The sequence below is a fragment of the Singulisphaera acidiphila DSM 18658 genome, from assembly GCF_000242455.2.
GTDB classification, from domain to species: Bacteria; Planctomycetota; Planctomycetia; order Isosphaerales; family Isosphaeraceae; genus Singulisphaera; species Singulisphaera acidiphila.
On the sequence record NC_019892.1, the window covers coordinates 3,184,225 to 3,206,119 of the forward strand.

The 21,895-nt window shown below is 60.9% G+C and carries 21 protein-coding genes and 1 tRNA gene; 15 read left to right on the forward strand and 7 right to left on the reverse strand.

Going from position 1 to position 21,895, the window contains the following annotated elements:
* The first annotated feature begins 114 nt into the window (after nucleotides 1-114).
* Both SINAC_RS12580 and SINAC_RS12585 read left to right on the forward strand, forming a co-directional pair.
* The gene (locus SINAC_RS12580) at nucleotides 115-2,790 is read left to right on the forward strand and encodes an MGH1-like glycoside hydrolase domain-containing protein (protein WP_020466248.1); all 2,676 of its coding nucleotides are present in this window, start codon (nucleotides 115-117) and stop codon (nucleotides 2,788-2,790) included.
* Between the two features lie 202 nt (nucleotides 2,791-2,992).
* A complete protein-coding gene (locus SINAC_RS12585; RefSeq protein ID WP_015246021.1) occupies nucleotides 2,993-3,205 on the forward strand; it encodes a carbon storage regulator in 213 nt (70 codons plus the stop codon).
* A gap of 46 nt (nucleotides 3,206-3,251) precedes the next feature.
* Here the strand turns inward: SINAC_RS12585 and SINAC_RS12590 are convergent, their stop codons facing one another.
* On the reverse strand, nucleotides 3,252-3,968 hold the full coding sequence (locus SINAC_RS12590; protein WP_015246022.1) for a hypothetical protein: 717 nt from the start codon (nucleotides 3,966-3,968) through the stop codon (nucleotides 3,252-3,254).
* A gap of 189 nt (nucleotides 3,969-4,157) precedes the next feature.
* On the opposite strand from SINAC_RS12590, the gene SINAC_RS12595 reads away from it, so the two are divergent.
* Nucleotides 4,158-4,469 carry a P-II family nitrogen regulator gene (locus SINAC_RS12595; protein WP_015246023.1) on the forward strand — a complete coding sequence of 104 codons (312 nt, stop codon included), beginning with the start codon at nucleotides 4,158-4,160 and terminating at the stop codon, nucleotides 4,467-4,469.
* 29 nt (nucleotides 4,470-4,498) lie between these two features.
* Here SINAC_RS12595 and SINAC_RS12600 read toward each other — a convergent pair whose 3' ends face one another.
* A complete protein-coding gene (locus SINAC_RS12600; protein WP_015246024.1) occupies nucleotides 4,499-5,326 on the reverse strand; it encodes a S24 family peptidase in 828 nt (275 codons plus the stop codon).
* Nucleotides 5,327-5,669: 343 nt separating this feature from the next.
* The gene (locus tag SINAC_RS12605) at nucleotides 5,670-6,275 is read right to left on the reverse strand and encodes an FHA domain-containing protein (protein ID WP_015246025.1); all 606 of its coding nucleotides are present in this window, start codon (nucleotides 6,273-6,275) and stop codon (nucleotides 5,670-5,672) included.
* A gap of 372 nt (nucleotides 6,276-6,647) precedes the next feature.
* Here SINAC_RS12605 and SINAC_RS12610 point away from each other — a divergent pair.
* The 4 genes from SINAC_RS12610 (at nucleotide 6,648) to SINAC_RS12625 (ending at nucleotide 9,755) form a co-directional block, all read left to right on the forward strand.
* Nucleotides 6,648-6,719 (forward strand) — tRNA-Gly (locus SINAC_RS12610).
* 109 nt (nucleotides 6,720-6,828) lie between these two features.
* Nucleotides 6,829-8,349: a trigger factor gene (tig, locus tag SINAC_RS12615; protein WP_015246026.1), complete on the forward strand. Its 1,521-nt coding sequence runs from the start codon at nucleotides 6,829-6,831 to the stop codon at nucleotides 8,347-8,349.
* A 121-nt stretch (nucleotides 8,350-8,470) separates the two neighbouring features.
* On the forward strand, nucleotides 8,471-9,115 hold the full coding sequence (locus SINAC_RS12620; RefSeq protein ID WP_015246027.1) for a ClpP family protease: 645 nt from the start codon (nucleotides 8,471-8,473) through the stop codon (nucleotides 9,113-9,115).
* Between the two features lie 25 nt (nucleotides 9,116-9,140).
* A complete protein-coding gene (locus SINAC_RS12625) occupies nucleotides 9,141-9,755 on the forward strand; it encodes an ATP-dependent Clp protease proteolytic subunit (protein WP_015246028.1) in 615 nt (204 codons plus the stop codon).
* 105 nt (nucleotides 9,756-9,860) lie between these two features.
* On the opposite strand, the gene SINAC_RS12630 is transcribed toward SINAC_RS12625, so the two are convergent.
* From SINAC_RS12630 to SINAC_RS12645, 4 genes are all read right to left on the reverse strand, one after another.
* Nucleotides 9,861-10,523: a hypothetical protein gene (locus SINAC_RS12630; RefSeq protein ID WP_015246029.1), complete on the reverse strand. Its 663-nt coding sequence runs from the start codon at nucleotides 10,521-10,523 to the stop codon at nucleotides 9,861-9,863.
* A gap of 46 nt (nucleotides 10,524-10,569) precedes the next feature.
* Entirely contained in the window at nucleotides 10,570-10,998 is a 429-nt protein-coding gene (locus SINAC_RS12635) for a (deoxy)nucleoside triphosphate pyrophosphohydrolase (protein WP_015246030.1), read from the reverse strand.
* Between the two features lie 13 nt (nucleotides 10,999-11,011).
* The gene (locus SINAC_RS12640; protein WP_015246031.1) at nucleotides 11,012-11,824 is read right to left on the reverse strand and encodes an enoyl-ACP reductase FabI; all 813 of its coding nucleotides are present in this window, start codon (nucleotides 11,822-11,824) and stop codon (nucleotides 11,012-11,014) included.
* A 151-nt stretch (nucleotides 11,825-11,975) separates the two neighbouring features.
* Nucleotides 11,976-13,166, reverse strand: a complete 1,191-nt coding sequence (locus SINAC_RS12645; protein ID WP_015246032.1) for a hypothetical protein — start codon at nucleotides 13,164-13,166, stop codon at nucleotides 11,976-11,978.
* Nucleotides 13,167-13,320: 154 nt separating this feature from the next.
* On the opposite strand from SINAC_RS12645, the gene SINAC_RS12650 reads away from it, so the two are divergent.
* The 8 genes from SINAC_RS12650 (at nucleotide 13,321) to ggt (ending at nucleotide 21,894) form a co-directional block, all read left to right on the forward strand.
* Nucleotides 13,321-13,971, forward strand: coding sequence for a 5-oxoprolinase subunit B family protein (locus SINAC_RS12650; RefSeq protein WP_015246033.1), 651 nt, complete (start codon nucleotides 13,321-13,323; stop codon nucleotides 13,969-13,971).
* Nucleotides 13,968-14,681, forward strand: a complete 714-nt coding sequence (locus tag SINAC_RS12655; protein ID WP_015246034.1) for a 5-oxoprolinase subunit PxpA — start codon at nucleotides 13,968-13,970, stop codon at nucleotides 14,679-14,681. Before SINAC_RS12650 ends, SINAC_RS12655 begins: the two co-directional genes overlap by 4 nt.
* Nucleotide 14,682: 1 nt before the next feature.
* Nucleotides 14,683-15,627 (forward strand): 5-oxoprolinase subunit C family protein, encoded by a 945-nt coding sequence (locus tag SINAC_RS12660; RefSeq protein WP_015246035.1) that lies wholly within the window; start codon nucleotides 14,683-14,685, stop codon nucleotides 15,625-15,627.
* Nucleotides 15,628-15,779: 152 nt separating this feature from the next.
* On the forward strand, nucleotides 15,780-16,991 hold the full coding sequence (locus SINAC_RS12665) for a hypothetical protein (RefSeq protein ID WP_015246036.1): 1,212 nt from the start codon (nucleotides 15,780-15,782) through the stop codon (nucleotides 16,989-16,991).
* 445 nt (nucleotides 16,992-17,436) lie between these two features.
* A complete protein-coding gene (locus SINAC_RS12670) occupies nucleotides 17,437-18,774 on the forward strand; it encodes a c-type cytochrome domain-containing protein (RefSeq protein WP_237722542.1) in 1,338 nt (445 codons plus the stop codon).
* A complete protein-coding gene (locus SINAC_RS12675; protein ID WP_015246038.1) occupies nucleotides 18,771-19,118 on the forward strand; it encodes a cupin domain-containing protein in 348 nt (115 codons plus the stop codon). The genes SINAC_RS12670 and SINAC_RS12675 overlap by 4 nt, the downstream gene beginning before the upstream one ends.
* 16 nt (nucleotides 19,119-19,134) lie before the next feature.
* Complete coding sequence (locus tag SINAC_RS12680) at nucleotides 19,135-20,091, forward strand: ribokinase (RefSeq protein ID WP_015246039.1); 957 nt, start codon at nucleotides 19,135-19,137, stop codon at nucleotides 20,089-20,091.
* Nucleotides 20,092-20,172: 81 nt separating this feature from the next.
* A complete protein-coding gene (gene ggt / locus SINAC_RS12685; protein WP_015246040.1) occupies nucleotides 20,173-21,894 on the forward strand; it encodes a gamma-glutamyltransferase in 1,722 nt (573 codons plus the stop codon).
* Nucleotide 21,895: the final 1 nt, after the last annotated feature.

The window sequence follows — 21,895 nt, forward strand, 5'->3', positions numbered from 1 at the left end:
GGGACTCGCCCCTTCACTCGCCTTCGGATTATCATGCAGACAACAAGTCAGTTGGCGAAGAATGCGCCATCTCCTTGCAAGTTCTCCCCTTCACTCGGCATGCGAATCAGGTCTATGCCAAGCAAAGAACACGAGCGTCTCGAGCAAGGGCGGGACGACGCCTCAGGTTGGCGTCGCTGGGGCCCCTACGTCAGCGATCGTGCTTGGGCGACCGTCCGCGAAGACTACAGCGCTAATGGTGACGCGTGGGACTACCTGCCTCACGACCTGGCGCGAAGCAAGGCCTACCGATGGGGCGAGGACGGGATCGCCGCAATCTGCGACCGCTATCAAATTCTCGTGTTCGCCCCCGCCTTCTGGAACGGTCGCGATCCCATCCTCAAGGAACGCCTCTTCGGACTGTCGTCACCTGAAGGAAATCATGGCGAGGATGTCAAGGAATACTATTTCCACCTCGACTGCACGCCAACGCATTCCTACATGCGTTTTCTTTACAAATACCCTCAACGAGAATTCCCCTACGAACGCCTCGTCAATGAGAACCGCCATCGATCCACGGCCGAGCCTGAATTTGAGCTGCTGGACACCGCGATCTTCGCCGACGACGCCTATTTCGACATTACAATCGAATACGCAAAATATAGTGCCGAAGACATTTGCATTCGTATTGAGGCAATCAATCGCGGAGCCAACCCCGCTCCCCTGCACATACTGCCCCATCTCTGGTTTCGGAACACCTGGGCCTGGGGGCCCCGACCTTCACCCGAACCAAAAATCCGGATGGTGCGCGGCGAATCCGCTGACCTCTGTCTCGTCTCCGACGATTCGGAGCTCGAGCCGCAGAGTTCGATCCCGGTGACGTATCGCCTCGGATCGCGCTTCTTCCATGCGCCTGAAGGCGGCGTCCCTTTATTTACGGACAATGAAACGAACATGCCTCGCGTCTTCGGGCCGGGGCACGCGAACCGGAGGCCGTTCGTCAAGGACGCGTTCCACCGCACGTTGATTGATGGGGATTCCTGCACCAACCCGCTCCAGATCGGGACGAAGGCGGCCATCCACTATCGATTCGAGGCCGTCGCCCCCTCGGAGTCGGTCGTCCTTCGCTTCCGCTTGACCGATAGCCCCGGCCTGGAAGAACCGCTCGACGAGGTCGATCGGACGATCGAGCTCCGCCGCCGTGAAGCCGACGAGTATTACGAGACGATCCACCCGCCCACGGCGACAGCCGACGAACGGAACATCCAGCGCCAAGCGTTGGCGTCGCTCTTATGGAGCAAGCAATCGTATCTCTTCGACGTCGAGCTCTGGCTTGACGGCGACAACCCGAACCTGCCTCCGCCAGCTTCACGGAAGACGATCCGCAACGAGCATTGGCGGCACCTGAATTCCCTACGGGTGATGACAGTCCCGGACAAGTGGGAATATCCTTGGTTCGCTGCCTGGGATCTGGCCTTCCAATGTGTCGTCTTCGCGCTCGTGGACGGCGAGTTCGCCAAGCAACAGCTCTGGCTCCTGCTCTTCGAACAATTCCAGCACCCCAACGGCCAGATTCCCGCCTACGAGTGGGAATTCTCCGACCTCAACCCGCCCGTTCATGCGTGGGCCGTCTGGCGGGTCTACAACATGGACCGGATTCGCTCCGGAAAGGCGGATCGCGACTTCCTCGAACGCTGCTTTCACAAGCTCTTGATCAACTTCACCTGGTGGATCAACAAGGTCGATAACAAGGGGAACAACATTTTCGAGGGCGGATTCCTTGGACTCGACAACATCACGGTTGTTGATCGGAGCACCCGCTGCGCAGACGGTTCACGCCTTGAGCAATCAGATGCAACCGGCTGGATGGGAATGTTCTGCCTGGTCCTGATGAGGATCGCGCTGGAACTGGCCAAGGAAGATCGCGTCTACGAGGCTCTCGCATCGAAGTACTTCCAGCATTACATCTACGTCGCCGCGGCCATGAAGAACATGGGCAACCGCGACTATCAGCTCTGGGACGAAGAGGACGGCTTTTTCTACGACGTCCTGCTCTACCCGGACGGTCGCTACCGCAAGTTTCGAGTCCGCTCGCTGGTGGGCCTGATTCCCCTTTTCGCCGTGGAACGACTTGAAGAAGCCTGGATCGAACCGTTCAAGGAGTTTCGCGAGAACTTCGACTGGTTCATGAAGAACCGAGGGAAACTGGCCCGAAGCGTGGTTCATACCGTCGAGCGCGCCGGTCAAGTCACCCATGCCTTAACGATTCTGAATCAGGATCAACTGCGCCGCATGACCACACGGATTCGTGATCCGGACGAGTTTCTCTCGGATTACGGTGTCCGGAGCCTGTCCAAAGCACACGAGTCCCATCCGTTTGTGTTCGACAGCAGCGAGGTCCGGTATGAGCCGGCCGAGTCCATCGACAGGATCAAAGGGGGCAACTCGAACTGGCGAGGGCCAATCTGGTTCCCCACCGGGTTCTTGCTGATCGAGTCGCTGCGCAAGCTCGGAAAGGCCTTTGGAGAACACCTCGGCTGTCCCGCGGCGCACCCTGGAGACGCCTCGCTTCCCTTTAATGACCTGGCCCGCGAAATCGCTGAACGGCAGATTCGCGTTTTCTCCCGCGATGCGCGTGGGCGACGGCCGGTTTACGGCAGTTCCCAAAAGTTCCAGGAAGACCCGCACTGGCGCGACCTCATTCTCTTCTACGAGTATTTCCACGGCGACAATGGGACAGGCCTCGGCGCATCACACCAGACCGGCTGGACAGCGCTGGTCGCCTCACTGATCGATGAATGGCGTCATTAGACGTTCGATCAAAACGGAGCGGGCTTGCTCTGAAGAAAAAAAGGCTCGCTCCTGTGCGCAGTCCGTCGGTTTTGCCCGGGGATCGCAGCCACAAACCGGCGACCTGTCGGTGAACCTTCCGACTTCTCGATCGTATTGGCAGTGTGGAGTTCGATGGAGCGGGCCGAACCGAGTTGTCGGTGGTAAGGGCAGGGAGGGTGAGATGCTTGTTCTGAGTCGGAAGCGGATGGAGCAGATTGTGATCGGATCGGACATCCGGATCACCATCGTGAAGCTGGAAGGAGGGCAGGTCCGACTCGGGATCGAAGCCCCGAGCGACGTGATGGTACTGCGGGAAGAATTGCTCGAACCGCGAGCCGGGCGAGGAACGAAAGGGGCCGCTCCCGTCTTTCGGACAGGGCGGCCCAAACACTAAAGCTCGTCGGTCATCTCCGTTCAGGAAGTAGGGACGGGTTCGGTGGTCAGAAAGCCACTCCGCTCGGCGGAGCGTCCCCACTCGCTTCTGCTTCGCTGGTTGCTCCTCCGAAGAATCGGCGGGCCCTTTCCCCGACGGCGAACGACTCGAGGCTGAGCACGATCTTGGAGTAAAGATCGGCCTCTTCGCTCTTGGGATACTCAAAGATCAAGGCAACGTCGTAGGGTTCTTGTTTGTAAAGATAAATCTTTACACTCTTGTCATTGACCGTCATGCCGTGAAATTTAAAGTCGTTCTTCTTCTTGGTGTCGTTTTTAAACTTGGACATGGTCAATTCTTCGGGCGGCTTGTAGTACTCGTTCAAGATCGCGAGCACGTCGCCGTTGAAGTTAGAGCGGTCGACCGTATCGGCGGGCGTGGGTACCGCTTTCTTGCCCGGGGTCTTGGCCCGCTTGACTCGCGCCAGGACGTGCAGATTCTGCTTCTTGGCTTCGTCGAAGCTAGCTTCTTGATCGAATTTGCCCGGCTCAGTCTCGGCAAGCATCCACGCCTTCGTCTGCGCCAGATTCTTGGGAGGACGCAGATAAATGGAGAGTTCTTCCCACTTACCTTTGGTCAACGCGGGCATGAGCAGCTTGTTGAGGCGATCCTGATACTTGATGTTTTCGAGCGTCTCGTCGAGGCGGAGTTCATAGCTCTTGCTCCCGCAACCTCCGATCAACAAGAGTGCCATCGTTGCCAACATCGCCAGCACCCGTCGCATGGATCACCTCTCACGGCCGCATGAATTCGCGCAAGTTTCAGCTCGCTCAACGAACTTCCACTTTCACCCGGACATCAAGGCTTGTCAAGCGTTGCGATTCGGTGTGGGATGGAACTCCGGGAACGCGACTGTTGGTGACGGCTCCCGGGCGGGCGAGTTCGGAATTCGAGTCGCGATGGAGGTCGTCGGTTGGTTCAAATCATTGCCTTGGTCAAGCCTTTCCGCGCGCAGGCGGTCTTAGCCGCGTTGGAGTCCATCGAAATATTGGGTGGAACGGTTCGCGAGGCGATGGGGTACGGGCGCCAGAAGAATCGACTCCATCGTTATCTCGGGAGCGAATACAACGCGTCGTTCCTGCCCAAGGTTGAGATCACGCTCTTCGTACATGACGCCGATGTTGCCACTGCGGTCAAGTTGATCGTCACCCAGGCTCGAACCGGTCGGATGGGCGACGGAAAGATCATGATTCTTCCCTGCCTCGACTCCGCTCCAAACTTTTAAGAGCCTGCGTCTGAAGCAAGGCCTTTGGATCAGTGCGCGGTCCTGATCCAAAGGACACGGCGGACCCGGTCACCCTCCAACTCGTTCTCGATATCGAACATATCGAACGAAACCTGGCATGGTTCGGCATCGGGCGACTCCGCACGCAGCTGGGCGTAATCACCACAGACCTCGAACCAGCGGATCAGAGGCGTCCCCTCCACCCAGGCGACCACGAGCTTGCCATCGAGCTCGGCCGGATCTTCTCCCGAGCTCGCATAGACGACGCTGGCGCCGTCGGCGATGATCGGGCTCATTGCGTCGCCTGTGTTGATCACAAGGCGTCCGTCTTCCTGGGCCTCGAGCCACTGAGCTTGCGCGGTGAGGAATTGGGCCCCCGATGCCCTCGTTAAGGGCTCAAGACGCGTCGCCGTAGCGTCGACCAAGACAAGGTCGCCCTCCTCGTCCTCGTCGGCTTGACAGTCCGATTCGTCGTGGACTCGGTTTACGCCTGCCCGCTTGTTCCGCTCCCCTTGTTCGAGGATCTGGAGTGCCGTCCTGAGCAAGGAACCGACCGACCGCTCGGAACTTGGGAGCAAATCGAAGTCTTCGATCGGTTTCGGCCGAAACTTCGCGCCCTTGCCGTGCAACAACCACATCGGCTCGACGGCCGTCAACTCAATGATTCTGAGCACAACCTCGGCCGGGACAGTCACCCCCGCCTCGTAGTTGTACCAGGTCCGAACGGGGATCCCCAAGCGGCGTGCCAACTCTGGCCCGCCCCGGTCACCAAACAACTCGGCACGAAGCCGGCTGAGCCGCTCTGCCAACGAGTACTTGGTCTTGACCAAGTCGGGCAACGTCTTACGACGGGCCATGATATCAACCTTTTTCTTGTCAGGCCTCACCAGGGTCAATTCCCGCCGACATCGCCGGGACTTCGATCCTCATGCGCTACTGATAGCCTTATATGGCGATCTTGCTTCAAAATCAATTGCAGTCCCCTCACGTTGCGAAGAGGCAACGTGAGCCGTGTCAACCATAAAATCGAGATCGGGAAAAGTGTGCAGGCTCAAGAGCGTACCGGAGCAGGCGAAGGGGTCGCTTTGAGAGGCAGCCAAGGCGCTCTTTCGACCCGTTTGTTCCGGCACGCGAGGCGGGGAGAGTCGTGACGAGCCCGAGGTTCGGGGGATTCGTCACGACGTCACGGGAACCTTGGACTCAATCCTCGTCAAACTTGATATCGAGGAGGAAATCCGCAATCGCATCGTCGCCAAAAAGCTTATCTGGTTCAGCGGGAGAGACGGGTTGCGGCGTCTCCTCAGACTTCGACTTGGGCTCGGTTTTCGGTTCGGGCTCGGGAGTTACCGGTGCGCTGTCGACCTCCGCCACGGTGGGGATCGTCTCGGGGGAGGGGACATCGACGTCGAACTCGATTTCAAATTCGTCGTCCTCAGCGGCCGGGATCGCCTCGACCACGGCGGTATCACCCGGCTTGACAGCAGCCGCGGCCGGGGTCTTGGGGGGGGCCTGACCGACCTTGGCCACCTTGAAGAGAAGCTGACCGATGGTCAATTCATCGCCTGGCTCCAAAACGCGCTGTTCTTGGATCCGCTTACCGTTGACGAACGTTCCATTGGAGCTGCCAAGGTCTTTGACAAGCAAGAGCCCCTTCTTCTCAAACAGTTCGCAGTGCTTTCGACTCACTTGCGAGGACTTGATACGGAGTTGGCAATCGTCTTGTCGACCGACGGTGGTGACGCCGTCGGCGAGTTTCACCGTCGTCGAGGCGCCGCGGCCACGGACGATTAAGAGTTGGAAATCCATGTTCGAGAATCCTAACGGAATCCGCCTGGAAGGCGTCTAAGAACCGCGTGGCGAATGGTAATTCAAAGCTATCCCTTGGCGAGCTGACACGCAAATGAATTTCAACCCGAGTCCCCCATCCGCCCCCTCGGGACAAATTCGACAGTGCCCTATTGAAATCCCGCCGTGACCGTCTATACTAGGCCTCGCCGGTCGGGTGAAGCCGAAACGAACGGTGAAACAGTCGAAACGATCTTAAAAAAATCGTTTCAACTGCCCTTGAAAACCTGGCCTGCCAGACTATACTAGGTCTCGCCGGTCGGGTGAAGCCGACAGCGGCCAGCTCAAGGGTGAAAACGACTTAGCGAGTGAGTCGTTTTCTCAAAGAATGAAGCGGGAGTAGCTCAGGGGTAGAGCGCCACGTTGCCAACGTGGTTGTCGTGGGTTCAAATCCCATCTCCCGCTCTTTCACGATTGCTATCGAGAGGCTGGCGGCTTACGCTCGGAACGCGTCGGGTGCGTGATGGCGGATCAAGTCATCCCAGCCTGGCGAATTCCGAGGAAGGCCTGTTTGATGAGCACTGGCGAGCACGAGCACGACCACGGATCGCCCGTAACGACCGCCGACACGGCCCAGAACGCTGTCGACGACGCGGTCAAGCGGAAGCTCGATCTCGACGTCCAGATTGCTGATGTCGGTCCTTGCAAGAAACACTTGAAGGTCGTCGTCGCACGTCCCGAGATCGACCGTCAATTCAATGAGTCGATTGGGACCATGGCCCGAGAAGCGGCCGTCCCTGGCTTCCGTCCCGGACGGGCCCCGAAGCAGCTTGTTCAGAAGCGGTTTCGGAAGCAGGTCGCCGAACAGGTCAAAAGCACTCTTCTGATGGCCTGTCTCGAACAGATCGACGAAGACTACAAGCTTAATCCGATCACGCAACCTCAGCTCGACGTCGAAGCCATTGAGCTCCCCGACGACGGGCCGATGATGTTTGAGATGGATCTTGAAGTTCGTCCTGATTTCACCCTGCCCGCCTACAAGGCGCTGACGGTCAAGCGGCCGGTCAAGACGATCGAGGACGCTGACGTCGATGCCCAGCTCAAGCTGTTCCTCGAACGCCACGCCCAGATGGTGCCGAAGCTTGAGGGGGGAGCCGCGATCGGTGACTACATCACCGCCGATCTCCGCTTTCATCGCGATGGGACGACCCTGAACGAGGTCAAGGAAATTCAGTTCCGCCTCCAGCCTGAGCTCCGCTTTCAGGATGGGTCGGTTCCGAAGGTTGGCGAAAGCCTGCTCGGCGTCAAGCCGGGTGAGTCGCGTGACGCCGAGGCCAAGATTGGCTCTGGGTCAGTTGACCCCGCCCTTCGCGGCCAGACCATCCAAGTGACCTTCCAGGTTCACGACCTCAAACAACTCCGACTTCCTGAAGTCGATAGCGCCTTCCTGTCGGGACTCGGTTTCGACACGGAAGTCGAATTGCGTGATGCGTTGCGAGAGATTCTCGAGCGTCGCCTCACGTTGCAGCAGCGTCAGGCCGTCCGACGTGAGATTCTCGAGCAGTTGATCAAGGAAACGCCCTTCGATCTTCCTGCCGATCTTGTCGGCCGCCAAGAGAAAGCCACGCTTCGCCGCCTGATCCTCGACATGAGGCAGGAAGGGCTGAACGAGACTGAGATCCGCGCCCGAGAGGCCGAGATCCGGGCCAACGCCCACGAATCCACACTTCGCGGACTGCAAGAGTTCTTCATCCTCGCCAAGATTGCCGAAGTCGAAGACATCAAGGTCGAGGACGAGGACTTCGAGCTCGAAATCGAGGCAATTGCCGCACGGACCGACGAGAGTCCTCGCCGGGTTCGAGCGAAAATCGAGAAGGATGGGCTCGGCGACGCCCTTGCTTCGCAGATCCTCGAGCGGAAAGCGCTTGACCGGATCCTCGAGTACGTCTCTTACGAAGAAGTTCCTCACGTCGAGCAACAGGCTGTGGAGACGCTGGACCAAAGCGCCTCTTCACTCGTCGCTTCTGAAGAGGGCGAGGCAGAGACCTCGGCGGCCGATGACGGGAGCACCACCGGCTCGAAGGACAAGAGCTAGCGGTTCGGTTCGGATTGACCCGGCCGTCCTGCTCCACTCTTGACTCGACTCGAATGATTGTCAGGCTCGCCCGACATCGTTCGCGTCGGTTCGAGCCCTTGATCCTGAAGGACTGCTTCCCATGTATGCCGAACACACGCTCGCGCAGCCGATGATTCAACGCTACCGCGACTATGCGCGACAGCGGCAGATGACCCTGGGCGACCTGTTGCTCGAGAACCGGATCATCTTTCTCGAGGGCGTCATCAATGACGCCGTCGCGAACTCTGCGGTGATGAAGTTCTTGTTCCTTCAGTTCGAGAACCGAACCCAAGGGATCAGCTTCTATATCAATAGCCCCGGTGGCAGCGTCAGCAGCACGCTCGCCATCTACGACACGATGCAGTTTATTGACTGCCCGGTCGCGACCTATTGCATCGGCATGGCAGCTTCGGGAGCTGCCGTTCTCCTGGCTGGGGGAGCCAAAGGCAGACGCTATGCCTTGCCTCACTCCAAGGTCATGATCCACCAGCCTTACGGCCAGGTGGGAGGCCAGATCTCGGACATCGAGATCCAGGCCCAGGAGATCGTGAACAGCAAGAAGGATATCAACGAGATCCTTGCCAAGCACACGGGTCAAACCTACGAAACGGTTGCGAAGGACACCGAGCGCGACCGCTATCTGACCGCGTTGCAGGCCAAGGAATACGGGATGGTGGACGAAGTTGTGGGCCACATTCCCAGTGGCGAGCTGAAGGCCCAAACGCCCCCGGCCGCGAACTCGTGATTACCCCCTGGAAAGAGACAATCACATGCCACTGATTCCGATCGTGATCGAGCGGAGCGGTCGCGAAGAACGGGCGATGGATATTTACTCCCGCCTGCTCCAAGACCGTATCATCATCCTCGGTTCGGCGATTGACGACAATGTGTCGAACCTGATCGTCGCCCAGATGTTGGTATTGGCTCACCAGGATGCCAAGGCCGATATCCATCTCTACATCAATAGCCCGGGCGGGAGCGTCACCGCCGGCATGGCGATCTACGACACCATGCAGTGGGTGTCCTGCGATGTGGCCACCTACTGCATCGGTCAGTGCGCCAGTATGGGCTCGCTTCTGCTGGCGGCAGGGGCCAAGGGCAAGCGGAACGCCTTGCCCCACGGACGGATCATGATCCACCAGCCTTTGGCTGGCATGGAAGGGACCGCCACCGACATCCTGATTCACGCCGAAGAATTCCTCAGGATGAAGAAGCAGCTCAACCAGATCTACCAGAAGCATACCGGGCAGACCCTGGAAAAGCTTCAGGAAGACACGGACCGGGACCGGTTCATGTCGCCCGAAGAGTCCCGTGATTACGGGCTCATCGACAATGTGGTTGATCGCGAACCCTCCATCCCGCTGAATCCCAACCCGATCCCCTGAATCAGGTTGGATCGGCGGAATTGTTTCAAGGGACGTCTCTTACAAAGAGGCGTCCCTTTTTTTTGCCTCGTCGCAGTGACGAAACAAGAGCGCTCCCACACGGATTCATCCGCCCGGGAGCCGTTCGATGAAACCCCGGAGTGCGGCCAGCGCTTGCGGTTGAGCAAGAAGCCAACCGGCCGTCCCCAGAAGTAAGATCAGTGCTGATCCCGCCAGAAAGAGTTCGCCGACCTTCGACGGGAGTGATGACCTCGTCCGGAGGCGATCGACAAGCCCCCCCTCAAGCGCATGGATGAGCCGCTCGGGCTCATGACCGTACGCTTCGATCGTCGCGGTCATCCAATGCGACGACACTTCGATGCGGATCCCCTTTCTCCGGACGGGATCCTCAAATCCGTGAATCGTCCGAACGAAGTGACCCGCATCAGGGGTGAGGAGTTCTTCGAGGACGCGATCCAAGGTTGCGGCATCGACGTGATAAACCACCAAACGTCGCCATGCGCGCCGGGAAATGAGGAGGGCCGCCAGCGTCATGCCCGAAGCGAGCGCCAACCAGTCGAGTGCGTTCGGCTTGTCGAAGAGAATCCGGGCGAGGGTCTGGCCGATCGGACCAAACAGAACTAACCCGCCAATCCCGAAGGTGAGGAATGCGAAATCCGCAGGGCCCGACACAACCCGCGGATACCGACCTCCATGCCACCTGGCCAAGATGACCAGATAGAGTACCAGGAGACCCACGGAGAAGGCGTAATGCCAGTGGGAAATCATGGCACTCCTCGTCGACCACGGTCCTTTTTTTCCCGATCAAGGCCACTCAGGTCGGATCCGTCGTCCGCCCGGCCTCGTTCGACAATTCTTCGAGGATCGGCTCGTTGGCACCCGGGAACGTCAGCGTAAGAAGTTCTTGCACCTCAACCCAGCGAAATCCGGTCTCGGGCCGCGGTTCGGCGGCGGGATCGGCCGTCGTGCAATCGAAGTAGAAAAGTTCGACCCAGGCATGAGGGTAACGGTGGACCAACCGCCGTCGGAGCCGACCCGCGATCGTCGCGAGGCCGGTCTCTTCGTGGCACTCGCGAACCGTTGCCTGCTCCGGCGTCTCGCCGGGTTCGCACTTGCCTCCTGGAAATTCCCAGACGCCCGCCATGGCCGAGCCCGGCGGGCGTTGCCGGATCAAATACCGGCCGTCGCGGGCCATCAGCCCGATTCCCACGACGATCGGTTTCTCAGGTTCTTCGCGAATCATGAGGTTTGTGCACTCAGATCGAAGCGCCCGCTTTGGCCGCCTCAATGGCACGCCCCGGAGACCCCATGACGTTGTAGCCGCAATCGACGTGGAGAATCTCGCCAGTGATCCCGCTCGACAGGTCGGAAAGCAGGAACATGCCCGAATTCCCCACCTCTTCGCGGGTAATGTTGCGCCCGAGCGGTGAGACCGCTTCATAAAGGCCGGCGAGCTTGTCAGCATCACCCACCGCCGACGCGGCAAGCGTCTTGACCGGCCCAGCGGAAAGACCGTTCACGCGGATATTCTTCGGCCCCAGGTCGTAAGCGAGGTAGCGCACCGACGCATCCAGCGCCGCCTTACAGACCCCCATGAGGTTATAACCGGAGACGACCCGTTCCCCCCCGTAATAAGTCATGGTCGCGATCGAGCCGCCGTTGGGCATCGACTCGGCCGCATGCCGAGCCACGATGGCCAGCGAGTACACGCTGATCTCCATGGCCGTCTTGAACCCTTCGCGACTCGCGTTCACATAGTTGCACTTGATATCATCAATCGGCGCGAAGGCGATCGAATGGAGCACGAAATCGAGCGCTCCATAGGTCTGGCGCGCTTCTTCGAAGACGCGAGCGACGTCCTCATCCTTCTGAACGTCGCACGGGGTGATGAGCTTCGCGCCAATCGGATCCGCAAGCTTGCGAACGCGCCGCTCCATCTTGTCGCCGGGCAAGTGGGTGAAGCCGATCTCCGCCCCTTCCGCCAGCATTTTCTGACTGATCGCCCAGGCGATGCTGAAGTCGTTGGCAACTCCCAGCACAAGTCCCTTTTTCCCGGAGAACAAGCCCATCAGCGGGACCCCTTCGCGTGGAATGCGCGTTGATACAAACGTTCTGAACCGAACCGGAGCGATCGCACGTCTTGACGATGCCAGGATACACAGAGAATTTCGACCACTCAACCGGACTTTCCCCCAAGAGAACGGGGTTGAGCCCTCACGATCAAGGTTTGGCCTCGGCGGCCGGAGCCTCATTGACGGGGAAAACCAGACCATTCAGCTCGTCGAGCATCGCCGAGCGAACTTGCCCGAGCGCCTTCTGGGTGGCTGCCCCGACGTTCAGGCTCCGTTTCTTCACGTCGTCGGGAACCTGGCCAAGCCCGATCGATTCCACCAGGTTGAAGAGTCCTTTGACTTGCGGATCTTCAGCGAGCGGGGCTCCCGCATTCGCCGCGAGTTGGTCGGGGCGGACCGTGGCGTTGCACGAGCCGGCGGGGAACCAGCGATCGGCCCTACGGACCCAGAGCGTCGCATTGACCCGAACCGCCGTGAAGTCGGGACTGATCACCAACTCAGTCACTTGGGCGCCAATGCGGCCTCGGCCAGCGATCTTGCCCAACGCCTCCGCCAGCGGATCGGACGCGCGATCCTCAAGCAGCCGCGTCAAGTCGGAGAGCGCGGAAAGGGCTCCCCCCACCTGAAGAGGCTGCCCCGTCTCGGGCTCAGGCAAGAGAACCGAACCGGTCCGTACAAATTTCAGGCCCGCATCCATTGCCACCTCCGTGGCCGCTCGACGCGTGGTCCACTGTGCCTCGGTCTCGGCCGGCACGGGCAAGAGGTGATCCAACGACACGGGAGAACCTCCCTCGGCCGCAAATCCTCGTCCTTCCAAAGACTCCGAGAGGCGATCCAGCGGCATCGTCTCCACTCGAGGGAAGTCCGAAAGCCAGCCGAGTCTGAGCATCCTGGCCGCCCCCTTGGGACATCGCACAACGGATCGAACCTCACCTCGGCTCAACTTCACGGACATGAGCGTCGATTCGGAACTCGCGTTCTGATCCCCGAGACGCGCAATTTCTCGGTCGATCCAGGCCAAGATCGAATCATCGGCATTGGCGAACGGAGCCCGACTCCGTCGCCAGGATGAAAGCCGATCCAACCGTTGCGAGCGGGCGCGACGGAGTAGAGGGGCCTCGCCGCGTTCCCAACGCGCAGACCAGTCCGGCAGTTCTGCCTTGGCCCAAGCCCGACGCACCAGAACGACGTGTGTCCCGCGAGGCGCCGGCTCCACGACCTGGCCGAGCAAGACCTTGCCATCTCGTAGCGTGATTTGATCAACCGCCGTCACAGCCGGAGGGGGGGGATCCTCCCCGATCATCAAGGCCGCAAGAACAAAGAGGGGGGCGAGAACCACGATCACCCTCCGATCCGAGATTCGGATACACTATTTCGAAATGTGGAGGAAGTAAAAGCCTCACTCCATCCACCCTATCAAAAGGGGTGAGGGTTTGTCGCTCGGGATGCAAGATCAATTTTAGCCAGGCTGCGTGGTCGGAGCTTTCGTCGCCATGATCTCGTTGGGGCCACTCGGTGATCGAGCGTTCCTGGCCCACTTCGCCACGGAGGACGAGGCTTCCGCCTGGACGACCGCGGTTCGTGGGAAAGCCTGGAGCGGAGTTCTCGACGTCGTCCTCGCTTACCGAACGGCCGCTGTCTTCGCCGATCCTGACCTGGTTGACCTCGTCCAGCTCGAAACTGAGCTTCGCAGCGTCGCTTCGTTGGGCGGGCCGGCACCCGAGGGCAGGCTGATCCGCCTCCCCGTTCTCTACGATGGCGAGGATCTACCGGAGGTCGCTCTCCAGCTCGGACTGACGGAGTCAGACGTTGTCTCGCTTCACTCCGGGATCGACTATCGTGTCTACGCGATCGGATTTCTTCCCGGGTTTCCCTATGCGGGCTACTTGCCCGAAGCGCTCAGTGGTCTGCCACGGAGGGATGAGCCCAGACAGAAAGTCCCCGCCGGTTCCGTCGCGATCGTGGGTAAGCAAACGGCCGTTTACCCCCATCCATCGCCGGGGGGCTGGCACCTGATCGGGCGCACGCCGCTCCGGATCGTGGATGTCGACCAGGCGCACTTTCCAATCCGGGCCGGAGACCGAATCCGCTTCGATCCGATAAATTCCCAGGGTTTTGAGGCAAGACGAGGGGAACTCCTGTGAATCCTCCATCGATACGCTCGATCGACCTCAATGCCGACCTGGGCGAAGGTTTTCCCAACGACCGGGTGATCCTTGATTTCGTGACCTCCGCCAGCGTCTGCTGCGGCGCACACGCCGCCGATCGCGCTGTGATCCTCGAAACACTTCGCGAGGTGGCCCAGCACCACGTGATCCTCGGCGCTCACCCTGGATTTGCGGACCGAGACCATTTTGGCCGGCGGGAACAGGTCACATCTGCGCGAGCCGTGGAGCAACTGGTGCTCGGCCAGGTCGACGCCTTGGCGTTGTTGGCCGCCGAGGTTGGCCTCGTCATCCAATACGTAAAGCCCCACGGAGCACTCTACAACCAGGCGCAACGGCAAGCCGAAGTCGCCGAAGGCGTACTTTCGGCCATGGTTCGCCTGCAACTTCCGGTGCTCGGCCAGCCTGGGTCGCTCCTGGAAGCAAGCGCGAAAGTCCGAGGCGTGCCCTTCGTGATCGAAGGGTTCCCGGACCGTCGGTATCGCGACGACGGCCGCCTCGTGCCGCGTTCGGAGCCAAACGCAATCCTCAACGACAGCCGAGAAATCGAGTCGCAAGTCCTTCGCCTGGTCGACGACGGAGTGGCGAGCTTCTGCATTCATGGCGATGACCCGCGCGCCGTCGAAAACGCACGGACGATCCGAACCCTCCTCGAGCAGCACGCGATCGTCCTGAAAGGCTTCGTTTGAGATGGGACTTCGGATCCTCAGCCCGGGTCATTTCACGACGATCCAGGACCAAGGTCGATTGGGCTTCCGAGAGTGGGGAGTGCCCTGCGGCGGATCGTTTGACCGCGACTCGTTCGCGATCGCCAACGGCCTCCTCGGCAACCCGCCAGACGCCGCGACGCTTGAGATGACCCTGTTCGGCGGGAGCTATGAGGCTCAAGTCCCCCTCGCGATTGCCCTGGCCGGCGCGCCCATGGAATCATTCCTGATCGATCAAGTCGGCACGGAGCATCCGCTCTCCCTCCCGCTCTGCTTCTCGATGAAGCCGGGCGATCGGCTCCGAATCGGCGGGTCGTCCCTCGGTGCTCGGACGTACCTGGCCGTCAAAGGAGGCTGGCAAACAAGAGTCCGCTTGGGGAGCCGTTCGGAAGAGACCCGACTCCCATCCGGGGTAATTCTCGCCGCCAACCCAGGGGCCACGCCGGTTCGCCATCCCCAGCTTCCTCCCTGGTCTCCCCCCTCACTGGATCCGATCCGAGTTCTCGACGGTCCCGATGCCAGTCGCATCGACGATCGGGATGAGTGGCTGGGCTCACAATTTCAAGTGGCCCGCCAATGCGATCGCATGGGTCTTCGCCTGGTAGGGACTCCCCTTCGACTGAATGTCACTTCCGAGCCTCTCTCCACACCGATGGCCCCCGGCTCGATTCAGGTTGCCGGAGGACAATTGCTGATCTTGGGGGTCAGTTGTGGCACCATGGGGGGATACCCGCTGGTGGCTCAGGTCATCTCCACAGACCTACCCCGGATCGGCCAGCTTCGTGAGGGAGATCGCCCGGTCTTCCAACGTGTCGACCTGATCACGGCACGCAGGCTTGACCGCGAAAAGCGGCGGAAAATGAAGGCTTTCGTCCAGCGCCTGGCTGCGCTCGCCAACGCTCCCCAAGGCGATCCAACCCTGCTTTGAGCTTGTCCGAATTCGGGAGATCAGGTACACCGACGCGACGTCCCTTTCCAATGGCCTCCAAGGAACCAAACTGTTCCGCGGAACCATCATCTCTCTCGCGGCCGAAGCAGGGGTCGTCCGATATGTCCGACGGCAGCCAAAGGAGGCGGACCATGTTCGGTCTCGCCTGGATCGCCATCGCCACGGTGCTGACCGCACCCGGGTGCGCGCAGATCCCGGTGCCTCGCTCTAATTCGAATCAGGTCCATCTCCCAGACCCGAACCCGAACCACACCCCATTGCCGCTGGTCGCGACGAATCAGACCACGGAAATGCCGGAACGGACCGATGAGAGTGGGGCTCTCCCTCCGCTTCCCCTCTCCATGAGCGAGCTCGACCCGGCGGATGCTCCGACCCCGTTGCTGGACGCAGCCCTCGCCAAGGCGAATGCCGAGGCTGAGCAGACGGGCCTGCCCGAGCTAAGCCGCAATCAGGAGACCGAGCCAAGCGAGTCCGGCAAGGACGAACCGGCCTCGGACCGGCAGGGCACTCAAGCCTCCGATCAGGCACAGACTCCCGAGCCCCAGGCCGGTCCGGAACCCGATTCCAAACTAGTCGCCCTCCGCGCTTTGTCCGAATCCAATACGGCCAAGAAGCCAACCCTGGTGGCGATCAACCCCGACAAGCCGGTCAAACCGATCGACCCTCGCGAACTCTGGAGCGAGGGAATCTCACGCTTGCGAAGGATCGCCAGTGAGCAGGCAAGGGCTTCGAGCTCCGGTGCCTGGACCCTACGTGCGCATCTCCTGGATGCCATCGCGGAGGAAGACATCAAAGGTGCGGGGAAATCGGAACAGGCTCGGCCTTGGCGGATGGCCCTGGCCGCGCTCGGAATCCCCCACGATTCCGCCTCCACAGCCACGGATGCGGACCAACCGCCTCGAGGTGCCGAGATTCGCGCGGCGGTCGTCGCGCTCGAAAGCGAAGCACCACTGGAGATCAGTGACTTGCGGCTCTGTCGCAAGGTCAACGGGTTCGGAAATTTTGATCCGTTGGATACTGCGGCGTGCAAAGCCGGCCAGCCGCTTATCGTCTACTGCGAGATGTCGGGGCTGCAATATACCGCGGCGGGAGAGCAGTTCCATTCCCGGCTCTCGTCGCGAGTCGAGCTGGTCCCAACCAGCGGTGGCGACCCCGTCTGGGCTCAGTCCCTCGGCTCGGCCGAGGATGTTTGCCGGCGACGCCGGCGCGATTATTACGTCAACTACCGGATCATCCTGGCTGACACCATCCCACCAGGCGTCTATGAGCTTCGCGTGGTTCAAAAGGATGAGATAGCCGGACACTCCACATCCGCCTCCATCCCCTTGACCATTCAGCGCTGAACTCTGAGACTGGAGCAAGTGATCGGATTTCTCGATCCGATGGCACCGGGGTCCACAGACCTTGCGGAACACGTTTGCCATCCTCGCCCGTTGACTCTTGCCCGGTTCTCCGAACGCTCGTCCGATCCACCGCCCCCTCCCTTTTACGAGGCCGATCGGAACCAGGCCACTCAGTGCCTTGCGAAGCCTGAACACGCGTGGGACAATGAACGCATCCAACCGTGGTGTTTCAAGTTGAGGTGGGGATCGGACTATGTTGAGAATCCTCTCGAGCCTCGGTTTCGTTTGCTTGACGCTTGCAACGGTGGCTCTCTCGGAAGAGACGTCCAGGCGGCCTGCCTCGCTGAGACCGGACAATGCGCAAGGCGGTGAGGTGACGGACCGGCAACCACACACGGCCCCTCAAATCATTCGAATCGCGCAAAAGACACGCGGCAAGAAAAAGATGGAGAAGGACAAGTCGGCGGAGCCAGACGACGCGACCCCGACTCCTCCAGCGGGCAACAAGCCGGCGAGCGCAGAGACTGAAGGCCTGAAATTTTCGCGAGACATCGCTCCGATCCTGGTCGGCAACTGCATCGGTTGTCACAACGAAAAGGCGATGGCGAAGAACGGAAAGCTCGACCTGACCACCTTCGAGAAAATCCAAAAAGGGGGAGCAGGTGGAGCGGGCTTCGTGGCCGGGATGCCGGAAGAGAGTCACCTCTATCTCCGCCTGACAGGGGATGAAACACCGCGGATGCCCCGAGGCGCCAACCGCCAGCTCTCGGAAGCCACGATTGAGAAGGTCGGAGCCTGGTTGAAGGCCGGAGCCGTGTTTGATGGGAAGGATCCCAAGGCCCTCCTGACGTCGTACGCGTCGACCCCCGAGCAACTTCGCACCGCCGAGCTTGAGAAGCTCTCGGTGGCGGATCGCGACAAGCTGGTCGAGACGAAGGGGATCGAGCGCTGGAAGAAAGGGAATTCCAAGGCCACCCCTCAGGTCACGCCGGGCAAGAATTTCATGCTCTTCGGCGTTCTGCCCAAAGGGAGAGTCACTTCCACTCTCAAGGTTGCCGACACACAATATCCGAAAATCGTCGGATTGATCGCCCCGTCGGGATCGTCAGAGCCCCTCGAGAAGATCGGACTCTACGTCTTCAACGAGCGAAGTGAATTTGTCGAATTCGTCCGCAGCAACGAGAATCGCGAGGTGGACAAGCTCGAACAGGGAACGGCAAGCCTCAACGTGCCTGAGCCCTATGTCGCGGTCATCGACCCGCTTGGCGGACACGACGAACCGGCAGGGCCCGCGCGACGCCCCAGTCGTTCGAAGAAGAAAAGTCGCGACGACTCGACGGAGGCGGAGCGAACCCTGGGCGGCCTGATTACCGACTACGTGGCCGCAGGCGTGGTGAGGCGGGAATCGGAGAAAGCCCCCGTGTGGCTGAGCCTCGGCCTCGGCTCATTCTTCGGGTCACGGGTCGATCCGCGAAGCCCGAGCACGCAGCATCTCCGACGCGCGGCCTATCAGCAATTTGACCAAGGCTGGACCAACCGGGCCAACGACGCGCTGGGGGGCGAAGGCAAGCCCGAGAGCGTTCGTGCGATCGGGTTCGGGATCATCGAAGCATTGGCGATGGAGCCGCAGACTCAGGCGTCCTTCCCCTTGTTCGTCAAAGGCTTGATCGAGAATCCAGGGAAGCTTGATGACGTGATCAAAGATTCCCTGGGAGCCGACCGCGCGCAATTCCTCGCGGGGACGGGTGAATTTGTGGCCACTCACTATGGACGATCGCGATGAGTGATCCTTCGACAGAGGATCCCTATTTTGTCCCGGCCGGCGCAGGGTCGCGACATCAGATTTTTCCGGGCGTCGAAATCTGCACGACGCCCGGCGAGCGGATGATGTTCTCGGTCGTCACGTTCGAGCCGGGTTCGGTCGTCTTGGACCATTCTCATCCCCATGAGCAAATGGGGATGATGGTCTCCGGACGTCTGGAATTCACAGTGGGCGACGTGACGCGCATTCTCGGCCCGGGCGATCTTTGGCGGATCCCCGGCGGTGTCGTCCATCGGGTCCGCGCTTTGGAAGGACCGGCGGTGGCACTCGACGTGTTTCATCCGATTCGCGAGGATTATCTCTGACGAAGGGCGCAAGTTCATGGCTCGTGTCGTCGTCCTCGGATCCAGCAACACCGACATGACCGTGCATCTGCCCCGTCTCCCCACCTCCGGCGAGACACTGCTGGGGGGATCGTTCTTCAGTGGGCCCGGCGGCAAGGGAGCGAATCAAGCCGTCGCCGCGCGTCGGGCCGGCGCCTCCGTGGTCTTCCTCTCGGCCGTGGGCGATGATCCGCTGGGGCACCAGGCACTCGACCGTTACCGTCGTGAAACGATCGACGTTTCCGAAGTCCTGGTCGTGCCCCACGTTTCGTCCGGCGTGGCATTGATCTTCGTCAACGATGCGGGCGAGAACATGATCGGCGTCGCGCCCGGGGCCAACGTGCACCTTGACGTCGCGGCCGTCGATCGCTTGCCCGACTCAGTTTTCGAGCCGGGAAGTGTACTGCTCGCTGGCCTGGAAGTTCCTCTGGAGACGGTCGCAAGCGCCGTGCGTCGGGCTCAAAGAGCGGGCCTGCGTGTGCTCCTCAACCCCGCTCCCGCCGACCTCCGTCTGCTCGACTCCGAAATACTCCGATTCGTGGATATCCTCACTCCCAACCACATCGAGGTGCAGACCCTTGCGGGCCAGCCGATTGGGGAGAATCCGGAAAGCCTCCGCTCGGCCGCTGAAGCGATGCTTGCCCGAGGAGTTGGCGCGGTGGTCGTGACAAACGGTAAAGCGGGTTGCCTCGTCCTGTCCCGCGATGCGGGGGAAACGACTTGCCGGGCGATCCGCGCTTTTCCTGTCGAGGCCGTTGACACCGTTGGAGCCGGCGATGCCTTCAATGGGGCCCTGGCCACTGCCATCGCGGAAGGACGGCCCTTGTTCGAGTCAGCAGTCTGGGCTTCTGCAGCCGCCGCCCTCGCGGTCACTCAACCGGGGGCGCAAACGGCCCTCGCCCCCCGCGCCGCCATCGATCAGTTGGCCGCAACCTATGACAACAAATTCCAATAGCCCGGCCCTCAACCCCCGCTCCAGCCTGTTGGGATTCGTTCCCGCCGTCCCTCACTCGCAACGCCCCGGAGTCTCATCAACATGCCCCAGCAAGCGAGTCGCCCCGGTCTTCGCAGGATCTTGGCATCGACGATTCTCTGCCTCTCATCCGGAGCGAGCCTGGTGCAGGCCCACGATCGCCCAAGCGGCCCCGTGCAGAAGACGCGTTCGGCCGTCGTGGCTCGCCACGGTATGGCGGCAACCAGCCAACCGCTGGCCACTGCTGCGGCGATTCGGGTGCTTCAAGAGGGGGGGAACGCCATCGACGCGGCGATCGCCGCCAATGCGGTGCTCGGGGTGGTCGAGCCGATGTCGTGCGGTCTTGGGGGCGACCTGTTCGCAATCGTCTGGGATGCAAAAACGAAGACTCTGTACGGCCTCAATGCCAGCGGCCGCGCCCCTTATGCCGCAACCCTGGATTTCTACGCGTCAAAAGGCTTGCGGGAGATTCCCGCTCAGGGCCCCTTGAGTTGGTCGGTTCCCGGGTGCGTCGACGGCTGGGACCAACTTCGCCGCCGGTTCGGCTCGAAGGATTGGCCTGCGCTCCTCGCCCCCGCGATTCACTACGCCGAGGACGGTTTCCCCGTCAGCGAGATCATCGCGGACGACTGGCAGTCCTCGGCTCGTTCGCTGGCCAAAGTCCCCACCACCGCAGCCACCTTCCTACCGGGCGGCAAAGCCCCGGAAAATGGCGACATCTTCCGCAATCCGAATCTCGCAGCGTCGCTCCGCGCCATCGCGAGCGACGGTCGCGACGCCTTCTACCGAGGGCCCATTGCCGACGCCATCCTCGCCTATTCGAATCAGGTGGACGGGCTGTTCGCCCGCAAGGATTTTGACGACCACACAAGTACATGGATCCAACCGGTCTCGACAAATTATCGCGGCTACGAGGTCTGGGAGCTGCCTCCCAACGGCCAAGGGATCGCCGCGCTCCAGATGCTCAACCTGCTCGAACCCTACGACCTCAAATCCCTGGGCGCGAATTCCGCCGAATCCCTCCACCTCATGATTGAAGCCAAAAAGCTGGCGTACGAAGATCGGGCGAAGTTCTATGCCGACCCCGAATTCTCGAAGGTGCCGGTCGCCGCTCTCATTTCCAAGGAATATGCAGCGACACGAGCCCCGCTCATCCACCGCGACCGAGCCAACGACCGGCCCATTCCGGGCGAGCCGGCCGGGGCCGACACCATTTATATGACGGTCGTCGACAAGGACTTCAACGCCGTCAGCCTGATCCAGAGCAACTTCAACGGCTTTGGCTCACAGCACGTGCCTGGAACCTTGGGCTTTCCGCTTCAGAACCGAGGCTGCCTCTTCGCCCTCGACCCCAATCACGCCAACCGGCTCGCCCCTCACAAGCGACCGTTCCACACGATCATCCCCGGCTTCGTCACGAAGCAAGGTCAGCCCTGGCTCAGTTTCGGCGTGATGGGGGGCGACATGCAGGCCCAGGGCCATGCGCAGGTCCTATCCAATATGATCGACCATGGAATGGACGTCCAGGACGCCGGCGACGCCGCACGATTCCGCCATGCCGGTTCGTCAGACCCAACTGGCACGCCCGCCAAGGAGGGCGGAACGGTCGCGCTCGAGTCAGAAATCGGCCCGGAGGTCCGCCGTGCACTCGAGGCGAAGGGCCACAAAATCGTCGACTCACGCGGCGGATTTGGCGGCTACCAGGCCATTCGCATTGATGTCACACGCGGGGTGCTCATCGGCGGCTCCGATCCTCGGAAGGACGGTTGTGCAAGCGGATACTGAT

What these genes read in the sequence shown, in the direction of transcription:
- tig (WP_015246026.1), top strand. Translation starts at nt 6,829, where the DNA reads ATGAGCACTGGCGAGCACGAGCACGACCACGGATCGCCCGTAACGACC.
- SINAC_RS12605 (WP_015246025.1), bottom strand. Translation starts at nt 6,275, where the DNA reads ATGGATTTCCAACTCTTAATCGTCCGTGGCCGCGGCGCCTCGACGACG.
- SINAC_RS12585 (WP_015246021.1), top strand. Translation starts at nt 2,993, where the DNA reads ATGCTTGTTCTGAGTCGGAAGCGGATGGAGCAGATTGTGATCGGATCG.
- SINAC_RS12680 (WP_015246039.1), top strand. Translation starts at nt 19,135, where the DNA reads ATGGCTCGTGTCGTCGTCCTCGGATCCAGCAACACCGACATGACCGTG.
- SINAC_RS12635 (WP_015246030.1), bottom strand. Translation starts at nt 10,998, where the DNA reads ATGATTCGCGAAGAACCTGAGAAACCGATCGTCGTGGGAATCGGGCTG.
- SINAC_RS12660 (WP_015246035.1), top strand. Translation starts at nt 14,683, where the DNA reads ATGGGACTTCGGATCCTCAGCCCGGGTCATTTCACGACGATCCAGGAC.
- SINAC_RS12665 (WP_015246036.1), top strand. Translation starts at nt 15,780, where the DNA reads ATGTTCGGTCTCGCCTGGATCGCCATCGCCACGGTGCTGACCGCACCC.
- ggt (WP_015246040.1), top strand. Translation starts at nt 20,173, where the DNA reads ATGCCCCAGCAAGCGAGTCGCCCCGGTCTTCGCAGGATCTTGGCATCG.
- SINAC_RS12580 (WP_020466248.1), top strand. Translation starts at nt 115, where the DNA reads ATGCCAAGCAAAGAACACGAGCGTCTCGAGCAAGGGCGGGACGACGCC.
- SINAC_RS12640 (WP_015246031.1), bottom strand. Translation starts at nt 11,824, where the DNA reads ATGGGCTTGTTCTCCGGGAAAAAGGGACTTGTGCTGGGAGTTGCCAAC.
- SINAC_RS12590 (WP_015246022.1), bottom strand. Translation starts at nt 3,968, where the DNA reads ATGCGACGGGTGCTGGCGATGTTGGCAACGATGGCACTCTTGTTGATC.
- SINAC_RS12620 (WP_015246027.1), top strand. Translation starts at nt 8,471, where the DNA reads ATGTATGCCGAACACACGCTCGCGCAGCCGATGATTCAACGCTACCGC.
- SINAC_RS12630 (WP_015246029.1), bottom strand. Translation starts at nt 10,523, where the DNA reads ATGATTTCCCACTGGCATTACGCCTTCTCCGTGGGTCTCCTGGTACTC.
- SINAC_RS12670 (WP_237722542.1), top strand. Translation starts at nt 17,437, where the DNA reads ATGGAGAAGGACAAGTCGGCGGAGCCAGACGACGCGACCCCGACTCCT.
- SINAC_RS12650 (WP_015246033.1), top strand. Translation starts at nt 13,321, where the DNA reads ATGATCTCGTTGGGGCCACTCGGTGATCGAGCGTTCCTGGCCCACTTC.
- SINAC_RS12675 (WP_015246038.1), top strand. Translation starts at nt 18,771, where the DNA reads ATGAGTGATCCTTCGACAGAGGATCCCTATTTTGTCCCGGCCGGCGCA.
- SINAC_RS12600 (WP_015246024.1), bottom strand. Translation starts at nt 5,326, where the DNA reads ATGGCCCGTCGTAAGACGTTGCCCGACTTGGTCAAGACCAAGTACTCG.
- SINAC_RS12625 (WP_015246028.1), top strand. Translation starts at nt 9,141, where the DNA reads ATGCCACTGATTCCGATCGTGATCGAGCGGAGCGGTCGCGAAGAACGG.